11 protein-coding genes are annotated in these 12,357 nt (G+C 67.8%); 7 read left to right on the top strand and 4 right to left on the bottom strand.

The window, feature by feature from the left end:
• Positions 1-21: 21 nt before the first annotated feature.
• From ACP2AH_RS13820 to rpe, 4 genes are all read left to right on the top strand, one after another.
• Positions 22-1,491, top strand: coding sequence for a form I ribulose bisphosphate carboxylase large subunit (locus ACP2AH_RS13820; protein ID WP_425106332.1), 1,470 nt, complete (start codon positions 22-24; stop codon positions 1,489-1,491).
• Positions 1,492-1,687: 196 nt separating this feature from the next.
• A complete protein-coding gene (locus tag ACP2AH_RS13815) occupies positions 1,688-2,107 on the top strand; it encodes a ribulose bisphosphate carboxylase small subunit (protein WP_425106331.1) in 420 nt (139 codons plus the stop codon).
• Positions 2,108-2,364: 257 nt separating this feature from the next.
• The gene (cbbX, locus tag ACP2AH_RS13810) at positions 2,365-3,318 is read left to right on the top strand and encodes a CbbX protein (protein WP_425106330.1); all 954 of its coding nucleotides are present in this window, start codon (positions 2,365-2,367) and stop codon (positions 3,316-3,318) included.
• Positions 3,319-3,499: 181 nt separating this feature from the next.
• Positions 3,500-4,180 (top strand): ribulose-phosphate 3-epimerase, encoded by a 681-nt coding sequence (rpe, locus tag ACP2AH_RS13805; RefSeq protein WP_425106329.1) that lies wholly within the window; start codon positions 3,500-3,502, stop codon positions 4,178-4,180.
• Between the two features lie 22 nt (positions 4,181-4,202).
• Here rpe and ACP2AH_RS13800 read toward each other — a convergent pair whose 3' ends face one another.
• Together ACP2AH_RS13800 and ACP2AH_RS13795 are read right to left on the bottom strand one after the other, a co-directional pair.
• Positions 4,203-5,120 carry a hypothetical protein gene (locus tag ACP2AH_RS13800; RefSeq protein ID WP_425106328.1) on the bottom strand — a complete coding sequence of 306 codons (918 nt, stop codon included), beginning with the start codon at positions 5,118-5,120 and terminating at the stop codon, positions 4,203-4,205.
• Between the two features lie 162 nt (positions 5,121-5,282).
• A complete protein-coding gene (locus tag ACP2AH_RS13795; RefSeq protein WP_425106327.1) occupies positions 5,283-5,951 on the bottom strand; it encodes a DedA family protein in 669 nt (222 codons plus the stop codon).
• Between the two features lie 216 nt (positions 5,952-6,167).
• On the opposite strand from ACP2AH_RS13795, the gene ACP2AH_RS13790 reads away from it, so the two are divergent.
• Positions 6,168-8,546, top strand: a complete 2,379-nt coding sequence (locus tag ACP2AH_RS13790) for a mechanosensitive ion channel domain-containing protein (protein WP_425106326.1) — start codon at positions 6,168-6,170, stop codon at positions 8,544-8,546.
• 6 nt (positions 8,547-8,552) lie between these two features.
• Here the strand turns inward: ACP2AH_RS13790 and ACP2AH_RS13785 are convergent, their stop codons facing one another.
• Positions 8,553-9,731, bottom strand: coding sequence for an aminotransferase class V-fold PLP-dependent enzyme (locus ACP2AH_RS13785; protein WP_425106325.1), 1,179 nt, complete (start codon positions 9,729-9,731; stop codon positions 8,553-8,555).
• Positions 9,732-9,952: 221 nt separating this feature from the next.
• Here ACP2AH_RS13785 and ACP2AH_RS13780 point away from each other — a divergent pair, with 221 nt between their 5' ends.
• Positions 9,953-10,933, top strand: a complete 981-nt coding sequence (locus ACP2AH_RS13780) for an HlyD family secretion protein (RefSeq protein WP_425106324.1) — start codon at positions 9,953-9,955, stop codon at positions 10,931-10,933.
• A 3-nt stretch (positions 10,934-10,936) separates the two neighbouring features.
• Positions 10,937-11,977 carry an FUSC family protein gene (locus tag ACP2AH_RS13775; protein WP_425106323.1) on the top strand — a complete coding sequence of 347 codons (1,041 nt, stop codon included), beginning with the start codon at positions 10,937-10,939 and terminating at the stop codon, positions 11,975-11,977.
• Here ACP2AH_RS13775 and ACP2AH_RS13770 read toward each other — a convergent pair whose 3' ends face one another.
• Complete coding sequence (locus tag ACP2AH_RS13770) at positions 11,978-12,313, bottom strand: (2Fe-2S) ferredoxin domain-containing protein (RefSeq protein ID WP_425106322.1); 336 nt, start codon at positions 12,311-12,313, stop codon at positions 11,978-11,980.
• Positions 12,314-12,357: the final 44 nt, after the last annotated feature.

Here is a 12,357-nt window from a genome sequence, read left to right as displayed (position 1 = left end):
GAACGCACAGGGAGAAGATCGATGAACGCGATCGACAAGACCAAGCCCACCGAGGAGAAGCGCAGCCGCTACAGCGCGGGCGTGATGGAATACCGCAAGATGGGCTACTGGCAGCCCGACTACGAGCCGAAGGACACGGACGTCATCGCCGTGTTCCGCATCACCCCGCAGGACGGCGTCGACGAGATCGAGGCTTCGGCGGCGGTTGCCGGCGAAAGCTCCACCGCCACTTGGACCGTGGTGTGGACCGACCGCCTGACGGCCTGCGACAAGTACCGCGCCAAGTGCTACCGGGTCGACCCGGTGCCGAACGCGCCCGGCTCCTGGTTCGCCTATATCGCCTATGATCTCGACCTGTTCGAGCCGGGCTCGATCGCCAACCTGTCGGCCTCGATCATCGGCAACGTCTTCGGCTTCAAGCCGCTCAAGGCGCTGCGCCTTGAAGACATGCGCCTGCCGGTCGCCTATGTGAAGACCTTCGACGGCCCGGCCACCGGCATCGTGGTTGAGCGCGAGCGGCTCGACAAGTTCGGCCGGCCGCTGCTCGGCGCGACCGTGAAGCCCAAGCTCGGCCTCTCCGGCCGCAATTACGGCCGCGTGGTCTATGAGGCGCTGAAGGGCGGGCTCGACTTCACCAAGGACGACGAGAACATCAACTCGCAGCCCTTCATGCACTGGCGCGACCGCTTCCTCTACTGCATGGAGGCGGTGAACAAGGCGCAGGCCGGCACGGGTGAGATCAAGGGAACCTATCTCAACGTCACCGCCGCCACCATGGAAGACATGTATGAGCGCGCCGAGTTCGCCAAGCAGCTCGGTTCCTCGATCATCATGATCGACCTGATCATCGGCTACACCGCGATCCAGTCCATGGCGAAGTGGGCGCGGCGCAACGACATGATCCTGCACCTGCACCGCGCCGGCCACTCCACCTATACCCGGCAGAAGAGCCACGGCGTCTCCTTCCGCGTCATCACCAAGTGGATGCGCCTCGCCGGCGTCGACCACATCCATGCTGGCACGGTGGTGGGCAAGCTGGAGGGCGACCCCCACACGACCAAGGGCTATTACGATCTCTGCCGCGAGGATTTCGTGCCCCAGAACCTCGCTCACGGCATCTTCTTCGACCAGGACTGGGCCTCGACCCGCAAGCTGATGCCGGTCGCCTCGGGCGGCATCCATGCCGGCCAGATGCACCAGCTCATCGACCTGCTCGGCGAGGATGTGGTGCTGCAGTTCGGCGGCGGCACCATCGGCCATCCCATGGGCATCCAGGCCGGCGCGACCGCCAACCGCGTGGCGCTGGAGGCGATGATCCTCGCCCGCAACGAGGGGCGCGACCTGCTCGGCGAGGGCCCGGAAATCCTGAAGGAGGCGGCCCGCCACTGCATGCCGCTCAAGCAGGCGCTGGAGACGTGGAAGGACGTGACCTTCAACTACAGCTCCACCGACACGCCTGACTTCGTGCCGCAGGCCACCGCGGCGGAGTGAGCAGCCTGTCCCGGACGCCTGAAGCGCGCGCGGAAGGCGATCCAGGACCCAGCAAGAGAACGGACCGAAGGCACAACAGCTTTCTGCCCTCAGCCTTCGCCGCGAGCCTCTGCCGCTTCGCGAATTTTTTCCTGGGCCCGGGATCGGCACGGCGCTGCGCGCCGCTTGTCCAGGGCACGAAAACGAGGACACCACCATGCGCCTGACCCAGGGAGCCTTCTCCTTCCTGCCGGACCTCACGGACGAGCAGATCGCCAAGCAGGTCCAGTACTGCATCGACAAGGGCTGGGCGGTGAACATCGAGTTCACCGACGACCCCCACCCGCGCAACACCTATTGGGAATTGTGGGGCCACCCGATGTTCGACGTGCCGGACGCGGCCGGCGTGATGTTCGAGCTGAACGAGTGCCGTAAGGCTTACAAGGGCCGGCACTACATCCGCCTCAGCGCTTTCGACGCCACCCACACCTGGGAATCGCTGCGCCTCTCCTTCATCACCGACCGCCCCACCGAGGAGCCCGGCTTCGTGCTGGAGCGCCAGGAAATCGACGGAAGGTCGATCCGCTACACGACGCGCGCCTATGCGGCCAACCGCCCGGAGGGCGCGCGCTACTGATCCGTCGGCTCCCACTACTCCCCCGACGGAGAACCGCGGTCGTCCGGTTTCCTCCCCGGCCGCGAGGGACCGATGTCGGAATGCCGCGCCCGGCATCGGTCCCCTTTTTCTTCCGCAACATCCTTCGAGGCTCGGCTGCGCCGGGCACCTCAGGATGACGTCGTTTCGAATTCTCTCAGATCCACGTCATCCCCAGGGTGCGAGCGTCAGCGAGCCTCGAAGGATGGCGCCAGAAGACGCCGGCAGGAGCAACGCCCATGGACGCCGTGATCGACGACCCGACCCTCGCCGCCGAGGCCGCGCCAAAGGCCCCCGACTCCATCGATCTGCGCGCCGAATTCGCCTCCAGCGGGCTCGCCGATGTGTTCGACCAGCTCGACCGCGAACTGGTGGGGCTTGTACCGGTGAAGCGCCGGCTGCGCGAGATCGGCGCACTGCTGCTCGTCGACACCGCCCGTCGCCGCTTCGGACTGGAGGCGGTGAGCCCGACCCTGCATATGAGCTTCACCGGCAATCCCGGCACCGGCAAGACCACGGTGGCGTTGCGGATGGCGGAAATCCTCCACAAGCTCGGCTATGTCCGCAAGGGTCACCTCGTTACCGTGACGCGCGACGATCTCGTCGGCCAGTACATCGGCCACACCGCGCCGAAGACGAAGGAAATCCTCAAAAAGGCGATGGGCGGCGTGCTGTTCATCGATGAGGCCTATTACCTCTATCGCCCGGAGAACGAGCGCGATTATGGGCAGGAAGCGATCGAAATCCTGCTGCAGGTGATGGAGAACCAGCGCGACGACCTCGTCGTCATCCTCGCCGGCTATGCCGACCGGATGGAACGTTTCTTCACCGCCAATCCCGGCTTCCGCTCGCGCGTCGCCCATCATGTCGATTTCCCCGACTATTCCGCCGCCGAGCTGGACGCCATTGGCGGGCGCATTCTCGACACCATGAACTACCGGATGAGCCGCGAGGCGGAGGAGGCGTTCCGCCGCTATATCGAACTGCGCATGCAGCAGCCGCATTTCGCCAATGGCCGCTCGATCCGCAACGCGCTGGACCGTGCCCGCCTGCGCCAGGCCAACCGGCTGTTCAATGCCGACCGGCCGGTGACGGCGGACGACCTCGTCACCCTCGCCGCCGAGGACATCCTTGCCAGCCGGGTGTTTTCCGGCGGGATCGACAGCTACCCGCCGCTGCGCCCCGCCAGTTGAACGCTCCACCTGCGTGAGCCTTCCCTCTCCGCGTTGGGGAGAGGTGGCCCGCGCAGCGGGTCGGCGAGGGGCGATGCGATTGCCGGCTGTAAAATCCCCACACCTCACCCCTCTCCCCAATGGGAGAGGGAGCGAAACGCTTCAGCGCCGTGACGGCAGATACACGCCAGGAGACAACCCCATGGTTCTCATCGCCCCCTCCATGCTCGCCTCCGACTTCGCGCGCTTCGGCGAAGAGGTGCGCGATGTCGCCGGCGCCGGCGCCGACTGGATCCATCTCGACGTGATGGACGGGCATTTCGTGCCCAACATCACCTTCGGGCCGGATGTCATCAGGGCCATGCGTCCGCACACGGACAAGGTCTTCGACGTGCATCTGATGATCGAACCGGTAGAGCCCTATATCGAGGCCTTCGCCAAGGCGGGGGCGGACATCATCACCGTGCAGGCGGAGGCGACGCATCATCTCGACCGCTGCCTCCAGCTCATCCGCTCTCTCGGCAAGAAGGCCGGAGTGGCGCTGAACCCGGCGACGCATGAGAGCATGGTCGCCTATGTGCTGGACAAGGTGGACCTCATCCTGCCGATGACGGTCAATCCCGGCTTCGGCGGCCAAGCCTTCATCGCCGATGTCCTGCCGAAGATCTACCGGCTGCGAGCGATGATCGGCGAGCGGCCGATCCATCTCGAAGTCGATGGCGGGGTGACGCCGGAAACGGCCGCGCTCTGCGCCGCCGCCGGGGCGAATGTGCTGGTGGCCGGCTCGGCCGTGTTCAAGGGCGGGCGGGACGCTTATGCCGCCAACATCGCCGCCATCCGCGAGGCTGGCCGCACCGCCCGGCGCGGGCGCGCCGCCGCGTGAGCGGGACGCGGCCAGCGCGCCTTCAGTTGAAGGCGTCCTCGGTCAGGTTGAGGATCAGCACCTGCCGCGCGCTGTCCGGAATGGACGGAGAGGCGCGCAACTCCACCCCGAGCGCGGGGCGGCGCTTCTGGATGATCTCGGCCACGTCATTGGCCATGTCGGCGCTGCCGGCATGGAAGGAAAGCGTGTTGCTGGTGGTCTGCACCACCCCGGTATCGGACACCACCACATCGAAGCCGGCCGCCTTCAGCGGGGCGGTGAAGGCGTCGACCCGCGCCTTGGGCACGGTGTTGATCGGCGCGAAGATGCGCACCGTATAGCCCGCGCCCGGCAGTGCCGCCGTCGTCGGGGCGGGCGGGGTCGCAGCGGGCGCATTCTGGGCCGGAGTCGGCGTTGTGCCGGCCAGAGGCACCAGCGGATCGGTCGGCGCGGAGGTCGTGGGCCCAGGCGTCGCGGGTGAGGGAGCAGCCGATGCCGGCGCGGCGGGGGCCGTCGCGCTCGTGGCGGGCGGCGTAGCCGGCGCCACGGCCTGCGGGGCAGGGGGCACTTCCAGCGCTTCGAGACGTTCGGAGAGCGTGGCTTCGGCGGCGCGCAGCGTAGCCACCTCATCGCGCAGGCTCAGCACCTGCGCCGCGAGAAACGCGACACCGGCCAGCAGCAGCACCAGCACCAGCCCGAACAGAATCGGCAGTATCGGGGGCAGGGCGCGTGGGGCGGGGGCCTCGGCGCGCTTCGTCTCCAGTTCCAGCCGGCGCATCTGCAGCTTCAGCTGCTCGATGCCGAGCCAGCGCTGGAACGCCACCGGGTCCTGCGGCGGGCCCTTGGCGCGGTTGGGCGAGGCGGCAGCGGCCGGGTTCGCCGGAGCACGCGGGGCGGCGCCGGTCTCTTCGCCGGCACGGGCCCGCACGGGGCCGATGGAGGGCTCAAGCTTGTCGATCATTCCGCGTTCCCGTCCGCCCATGGCCAGGTTTTTCGCCCCGGAACCGCCGCGCGAACGGCGCGGTGCTCCGGAGGCTTGCTCCCGGCCATAGTAGCGCAAGGCGTGGAGCCGGCGGACGAATCCTTACGAAATGGTTAAGACGGCCCGCGCCCAAGGCCCGGCTTAGCCCGCCGGTACCCCGCTGGGCCGGCGCCTTGTGCGCGGCCGCTTGGCGATGCGCCCCTTGATCACCCGCAGCACCACTACGGTGGCAATCAGCATGACAAGGGTGATGCCCACCATCATGACGAGCCATTCGCCCTGGCTGTGGCCGCCCATTTCGCTGGCGCTCTTCCCGGCCAGCCAGCCCGGAGCGAGCATGACCGGCGCCCAGACGATGGCCGAGGACACATTGGCGAGCTGGAAGCGGCGCTGGTCCATCCGCATCATGCCGGCGACCAGCGGCATGGTGGCACGCACCGGCCCGAAGAAGCGGCCGACAAACACCGAGGCGAAGCCGAAGCGGCGGAAGAACAGCCGCGCCTGCGCCACCTGCTCGCGGTAGCGCAGCAGCGGCCGGCGGTGCACCACGCGCGGCCCGAGCCAGCGCCCAAGCCAATAGGAGACGACATCGCCGAGAATGGCGCCGGCAATGGCGGCGGCGATGACCGGAAGCGGGGAGACGATTCCCGTCCCCACCAGCCCGCCAATGGCGAGCATGAGGGCGGTGGCGGGGATGAGGATGCCAACGAGGACCAGCGATTCGCCGAAGGCGATGAGGCCGATGACCAGCGGGATCAGATAGTCGTGGCCGCTCAGAAACGCGACCACCTCGGCGGATAAAGCTTCCATAGCCTCTCACTGACGCAAGGTAATGAGCCCAATGTGCGGATGAAGGTGACGGGAGCAAGGCGGGGCGACATTGCGCCGCTGCGTCGGCTCCGCGATGCGGCGGCGGAACCTTTCGCCGTGCCGAGCGTTGAAGAACCCGCACCCGCCATTCCGGCTCCCTCACCTCGGCGTGCTCTGGGCTTCACCGCCGAAGAGCCGCGAACGACGGAAGGCCTCATGCCGCTGCGTGCTCTCAGCCGCCTGTTCCTCGCCCTTTCCCTTCTCCTCACTCCGCTCATCACCGGCCCGCTCGCGGCCCAGACCGCGGGTGCCCCCACCGCCGTCGAGGCTCCACCCGCCGCTTCCCCCGTGCCGGAGGGCCGCACCAGCGATCTCAGGGCGCTGCTCGATACGCTGAGCGACGAGGCGGCGCGCAGCCGCTTCCTCGCGCAATTGCGGGCGCTGGTGGACAGCGAGGCCGGAACGGTGTCGGCGATGCCGGCGGGCACCACTGAGGAGGCCGCGCCGGGCCGCGACGACTGGCTTTCCGGCGCTACCCAGTCGCTCGGTGCCTTCTCCGGCTCCGTGCTCTCGCTGGTTGGTGAGATCGAGCAATTGCCGGTGCAGGCGGAGAAGCTGTTCAGCGACCTCTCAGATCCGCTGGTGCTGGAGCGCGTCGGGTGGGCGGTGACGATGATCATCGCCGTGCTCGCCGCTGCCCTGCTGGCGGAATACACTGCTACGCGCCTGCTGGCCGGGCTGCGGCGGGCGATCGAGGCCAGGCCGGCGCACGGGCTGTTCATGCGCGCGCTGTTGCTGGCGCTGCGCACGCTGATCGACATCGTGCCCATCACCGCCTTCGCGGCGGCGGCCTTCGGCGTGCTGGCGCTGGTGGAGCTGAACTTCATCGTCCGCCTCGCCGTTGTCACCGTGATCAATGCCAATGTTCTGGCGCGGCTCATCCTGGTGGGCGCGCGGGCGGTGCTGACGCCGGACGCGCCGCAAATGCGGCTGTTTCCGCTCGATCATGAGAGCGCGGCCTATGGCTATCTCTGGGTCCGCCGCTTTACCTATACGCTGGTCTACGGCCATTTCCTGCTGCGTGCCGCCTGGGTGCTGGGCCTCGCTTTGCCCACCTACCGCTTCTTCGGCAATCTGCTCGGGCTGTTCGTCGCCGGCATGTGCGTGGTGTTCGTGCTGCAGATAAGGGGTGGGGTGGCGCGCCGGCTGCGGCGCCTCGGCGCACGCGAAGGACGTGTGGCGCGGCTGCGCAACGCCGTCGCCGATTTCTGGCACGTCCTTGCCATCGCCTATGTCATCGCCGGCTTCCTGGTGTGGACGCTCGATGTCGATGGCGGCTTCGCCTTCCTCGCGCGCGCCACGCTGCTCTCGCTGCTCACCCTCGCCCTCGCGTCGCTCATCATCGCGCTGATGCTGCGGGCCTTCGAGCGGGTGTTCAAGCTCAATGCCGAGATGCGCACGCGCTACCCCCTGCTGGAGGCGCGCGCCAACCGCTATCTGCCGGCGCTGCGCAGCGCGATGCAGGGGCTGGTGATGCTGGTCGCCGCGCTGGTGCTGCTCGAAATCTGGGGCGCCCGTCCGTTCGAGCGGCTGGCCTCCGAGGCCGGGCGGCTGGCGGTGGGGCGGCTCATCTCCATCGGCGTGGTCGTGCTGGTCGGCCTCGTGCTGTGGGAAATCGCCACCGCCTTCGCCGAGCGGCTGCGGGCGGCCAACCCCAATTCCACCCGGCTGAAGACGCTGCTGCCCTTTTTGCAGAACGCCTTCCGCGTGGTGCTGCTCACCCTTGGCAGCCTGATCCTGCTGTCGGAGATCGGCATCAACATCGCCCCGCTGCTGGCCGGTGCCGGTGTGCTCGGCCTCGCCATCGGCTTCGGGGCGCAAACGCTGGTGAAGGACGTGATCACCGGCGTGTTCATCCTGATGGAGGACACCATTTCTGTGGGCGACGTGGTCGAGGTCGGCGCCCATGCCGGGCTGGTGGAGAAAATAACCATCCGCACCGTCCACATGCGCGACTTCGACGGCAATGTGCACTCGATTCCGTTCGGCGAGGTACAGACGGTGAAGAACATGTCGAAGGACTTCGCCTATGCCGTGGTGGATGTGCGCATCGCCTATCGCGAGAGCATCGACGAGGCCCTGGCGGTGATGGCGGAAGTGGCGGCCGATATGGCAGCGAACGGGCCGCTGGCGGAAACCATCATCGAGCCGTTCGAGGTGGTGGGCGTCGAAGCGCTGGACCCCTCGCACATCCAGTTGCGCGGCCGCTTCAAGACCCGGCCCCTCGGCCAGTGGAATGTGCGGCGCGAATTCTACCGCCGCATCAAGGCCGCCTTTGACGTACGCGGCATCGAGATGCCGTATCCGCACCAGACGGTCTATCTCGGCACCGACAAGAAGGGCATGGCCCCGCCGCTGCGGGTGGTGAACCAGAGCGCGGAGGAGCTTGCCCCGCCCGTGCGTCCCCGCCGCGCCGCCGCGCGCGCTGCGGCGGCGACGCCCGGCCCGATGATCGAGGAACATCCCGGCGCGCGCGAGCGCAGCGAGGAAGATGAGGATCCGGTGCTGCCCGCCATCGAGGAGCGGCGGCATTAGTGCGGCTTAGGACACCTGTGCGCTCACGACCGACACGAGGCGGTCGACTTCGTCTTCGGTGTTGTAGTAGTGCGGAGACGCCCGCACGAGCGGAGGAAGCCCGCGGGCTTTCGCGTCCAGAAGCGTGCTGGAGGGCGAGGAGACGCTCACATTGATGCCCGCGAGGGCGAGCGTCTGCTGCACCCCTGCCGCGTCGCGGTTCTTGACCGAGAATGTCACGATGGCCGCCGGATCCCGTCCGAGGTCGTGCACCGTGACTCCGGATAAGCCCCGCAGGCCGTCGCGCAATCGCGCGGACAAAGCACGGCAGCGCGCCTCGATTCGATCGAGACCGATCTCCAGCGCATAGTCCACGGCACGGCCGAGCCCGAGGCGGGCCGCGTAATTGTTCTCCCAGGTCTCGAAGCGTCGCGCGTCAGAACGCAATTCGTAGCGGTCGGGAGCCACCCACGGCGCCGCGAAATGGTCCAGCATCAGCGGCTCCAGGCGGCGCATCAGGTCTCGCCGAATGTAGAGAAAGCCGGTGCCGCGCGGTCCGCGCAGGAACTTGCGGCCCGTCGCGGTCAGCACGTCGCATCCGAGTTGATCGACGCGCGTCGGCATCTGGCCGACCGCCTGGCACGCATCGAGCAGATAGGTCACGCCGTGCCGGCGCGCGATCTCACCCACTGCGGCCGCAGGATTGCGGAGGCCGCCATTCGTCGGCACCCAGGTGATCGCGATCAGCCTGACGCGACCGTCGATCATACGTTCGAGTGCCTCGGGGTCGAGCATGCCGTCCCCGTCGTCGGGAATGACCTCGATCACCGCCCCGGTTCGTTTGGCGACCTGAAGGAACGCGACGTAATTCGCGGCATATTCCGCCCGCGCCGTCAGGATCCGGTCACCGGGCTGGAAGGCGATGGCGTAGAAGGCAAGTTGCCACGCGACCGTCGCGTTTTCGGTCAGCGCGATCTCGTCCCGTTCCGCCCCGAGCAATCGCGCCACGCTGTCATAGACACCGTCGATCTGGTCAGCCGCCTCGCCGGCCGCCTCGTAGCCCCCGATTTCGGCCTCGCGGCGGAGGTGGCTGACGATGGAATCCAGCACGGGCTGCGGCATCAGCCCGGCGCCGGCATTGTTGAGGTGGACGCGATGAGCCACTCCCGGCGTCTCCGATCGGAACTTTGCGACATCGAAGGCCATGTCTCTCATCTCACCTCTCCGCTAAACCTGCCGCCAGCGCACGCGGCGCCGGTGCTACCATAGTGAGGGCGTGTCTGGATTGGCGAGCGGGGGCGGACCGAGGGTGCTTCGTTTGCGCAAACGCCGCCCGTCGGTAGCGGGAGAGGATTGAGCGCGCGCGACAAAGCCGCGATGATGCGCCGCGCCGGCTCCGGGCCGGAATCCGTGGAGCCGCGCCTTTCATGCTGAGCCGTCTTATCCGCCACCCCGTGTCGCTGATCATTGGGGTGATCCTCGGCTTGTTCGCGGCGTATGAGACCAGTGTGCGCTTCTTCGCCTATACCGGCGATGCCTATGTGATGAGCGACATCGTCGTGCTCTCCGCCCAGGTGGAGGGGCCGGTCTCGCGGCTGGCAGTGCAGAACAACCAGCCTGTCGCCGCCGATCAGCTGCTGTTCGAGATCGAGCGCACGCCTTATGCCCTGAAGCTGCGGGAAACGCAGGCGGCGCTGGCCACGGCGCGCGCCAATCTCGAACTGGCCCAGGACGAGGTGAACGCGGCCAAGGCCGCCGTCATCTCGGCGCAGGCGGTGCAGACCAACGCCGAAGACCAGCTGACGCGGATCAAGACTCTGGAGAAGGAAGGCTATTCGCCCGAAGCGACGCTCGATGTCGCCACCCGCGATGTCGCCACCGCCGGCGCGAATGTGACGGCCGCCGGGGCGCAGCTGGCGGTGGCGGCACGGCGCGTGTCGGTCGCGCAGGCGGCGATCGAATCCGCTGCCGCCGCGGTGGCGAAGGCGCAGTACGATCTCTCCAAGACTGTGATCAACGCTCCCGATGCCGGCCGCGTCGCGCCCTTCGTCACCCGTGTGGGCGATTATCTGCGTCCCGGCAGCGAGGTGATGGCCATCGTCACCGACAAGCGCCGTCGGGTGGTGGCGAATGTGAGCGAGCGCCATCTCGCCCGCATCCGGGTCGGCCAGCGGGCGCTCCTCACCCTCGGTTCCGACCCGTGGGCGCTGCATTGGGGCCGGGTCAGCGGCATTGCCGGCGGCGTCGCCCGCTCGCCCGACAACCCGCAGGTCATTCCCTATGTCGAGCCGACCACGGACTGGGTGCGGCTGCCCCGGCGTTTCCCCATCGAGGTGACGCTGGACGCCTGGCCCGAGGGGCTCGGCCTGTTCAACGGCGCCGATGCCCGCGTGCTGATCTGGTTCTGAGCTATGGCGGAGCCGGGCGGCATCAGCGATATCGACCGACAGGCCTTCGCCACCGCCACCGGCGTGCTGGCGGCGGTCTATATCGCCCTGCTGATGGGGCTGGATGAGCCCTATTGGGCGGCGCTCAGCGTGATGATCATCGCCAATGTCGACCGCGACGCGCTGTTCACCAAGGGCGTGCTGCGGGTGCTCGGCACCTTCATCGGCGTGATCGGCGGCTACTATATCGGCCAGTGGGCGGAGGGCTACAACCTCATGCAACTGGCGCTCGTGACCATCGCTGCGGCGGTGGGCACCTATGGCCGCCAGCGCAGCGCCTATGGCTATGCCTGGTTTTATGGCGGGCTCACCTTCGCGCTCGTCATGCTCTACACCATGACCCAGCCGGCGCAGCTTTACGGCTTCGCGCATTATCGCTGCTTCGAGATCGTCATCGGTGTGGTGTGCGGCACGCTGTCAAGCTGGGCGCTGGGGCCGGGGGCGGGCGAGCTGCATGCGCGGCTGAAGGCGCAGGCGGCGGCCACAACCGCGCTCAATGCCGAGCGCCAGTCGCTCATCGCCGGGCTCGGGGCGTTCACCATCATCATCGTCTGGTCGCTGTTCGATCTGCCACAATTGCCGCAAGTGCTGATTTCCAGCCTCATCGTGGTGGACAGCGACCCGCTGGCGACGCGCCATCGCGGCTTCCAGCGCATTCTGGGCTGCATGCTCGGCGGAACGGCGGCGCTGCTGGTGATCCTGATCGACGCCGCCGACCCGTGGTGGTGGGCGTCGATGCTGTTTCTCGGCGTGTTTTCCTTCGCCCGTGTGCATCTGGGCAAATCGACCCAGGCCTATATCGGCACCCAGTCCGCCATCGCCTATCTCGTCACGCTGGTCAGCGCTTCCCCGCCCGACAGCCTCGCCCCCCCGATCGACCGGCTGGTCGGCATCGTCATCGGGGTCAGCCTGATGACCGTGCTGGTGTGGGCGTTCAACCCGCCGGCCAAGGCGGATACGTCGGCGGAAACGCCCACCGACACACCGGCGAAGAAACCGGCCTGATCAGTCCTCGTCGCGCCTCGGGGCGATGTCGGCCAGCAGCGCGTCGAGATCGGTCCCGCGCGCAATGCTGAGCCAGCGCCCGGGCCGGCGGGCGGGAATGACGATGACGGCGTTCTTCGGGCAGATGTCGAGGCAGGGCACCTCGATAACCGCGACGCCTGCGCCCTTGCGGCGCGGCTTCTTCATCGGCGTGCCGCCTTCGCGCGCGGCGATGGCGGCGCGCATCGCCTTCGGCAGGGTCTGGTCAGAATCGGGGCCGAAGCTGTCGCCGAGCTTCTTCGCGCATTTGCGGCAGACGAGGACAACATCGGTCCAGTCGGCTTTGATCGGCTTCATGCGCTCTAGCATCCTGGCGGCGGGAGGCTCTATGTGCCATCGCC

The organism is Ancylobacter sp. (assembly GCF_965249975.1).
Classification (GTDB): Bacteria; Pseudomonadota; Alphaproteobacteria; order Rhizobiales; family Xanthobacteraceae; genus Ancylobacter.
This window is presented reverse-complemented; position numbering and strand designations above follow the sequence as displayed.

Excerpts from the sequence above, each read along its gene's own strand:
- ACP2AH_RS13790 (WP_425106326.1), top strand. The coding sequence starts at position 6,168 with ATGCCGCTGCGTGCTCTCAGCCGCCTGTTCCTCGCCCTTTCCCTTCTC.
- rpe (WP_425106329.1), top strand. The coding sequence starts at position 3,500 with ATGGTTCTCATCGCCCCCTCCATGCTCGCCTCCGACTTCGCGCGCTTC.
- ACP2AH_RS13770 (WP_425106322.1), bottom strand. The coding sequence starts at position 12,313 with ATGAAGCCGATCAAAGCCGACTGGACCGATGTTGTCCTCGTCTGCCGC.
- ACP2AH_RS13820 (WP_425106332.1), top strand. The coding sequence starts at position 22 with ATGAACGCGATCGACAAGACCAAGCCCACCGAGGAGAAGCGCAGCCGC.
- ACP2AH_RS13795 (WP_425106327.1), bottom strand. The coding sequence starts at position 5,951 with ATGGAAGCTTTATCCGCCGAGGTGGTCGCGTTTCTGAGCGGCCACGAC.
- ACP2AH_RS13785 (WP_425106325.1), bottom strand. The coding sequence starts at position 9,731 with ATGGCCTTCGATGTCGCAAAGTTCCGATCGGAGACGCCGGGAGTGGCT.
- ACP2AH_RS13815 (WP_425106331.1), top strand. The coding sequence starts at position 1,688 with ATGCGCCTGACCCAGGGAGCCTTCTCCTTCCTGCCGGACCTCACGGAC.
- ACP2AH_RS13800 (WP_425106328.1), bottom strand. The coding sequence starts at position 5,120 with ATGATCGACAAGCTTGAGCCCTCCATCGGCCCCGTGCGGGCCCGTGCC.
- ACP2AH_RS13775 (WP_425106323.1), top strand. The coding sequence starts at position 10,937 with ATGGCGGAGCCGGGCGGCATCAGCGATATCGACCGACAGGCCTTCGCC.
- cbbX (WP_425106330.1), top strand. The coding sequence starts at position 2,365 with ATGGACGCCGTGATCGACGACCCGACCCTCGCCGCCGAGGCCGCGCCA.
- ACP2AH_RS13780 (WP_425106324.1), top strand. The coding sequence starts at position 9,953 with ATGCTGAGCCGTCTTATCCGCCACCCCGTGTCGCTGATCATTGGGGTG.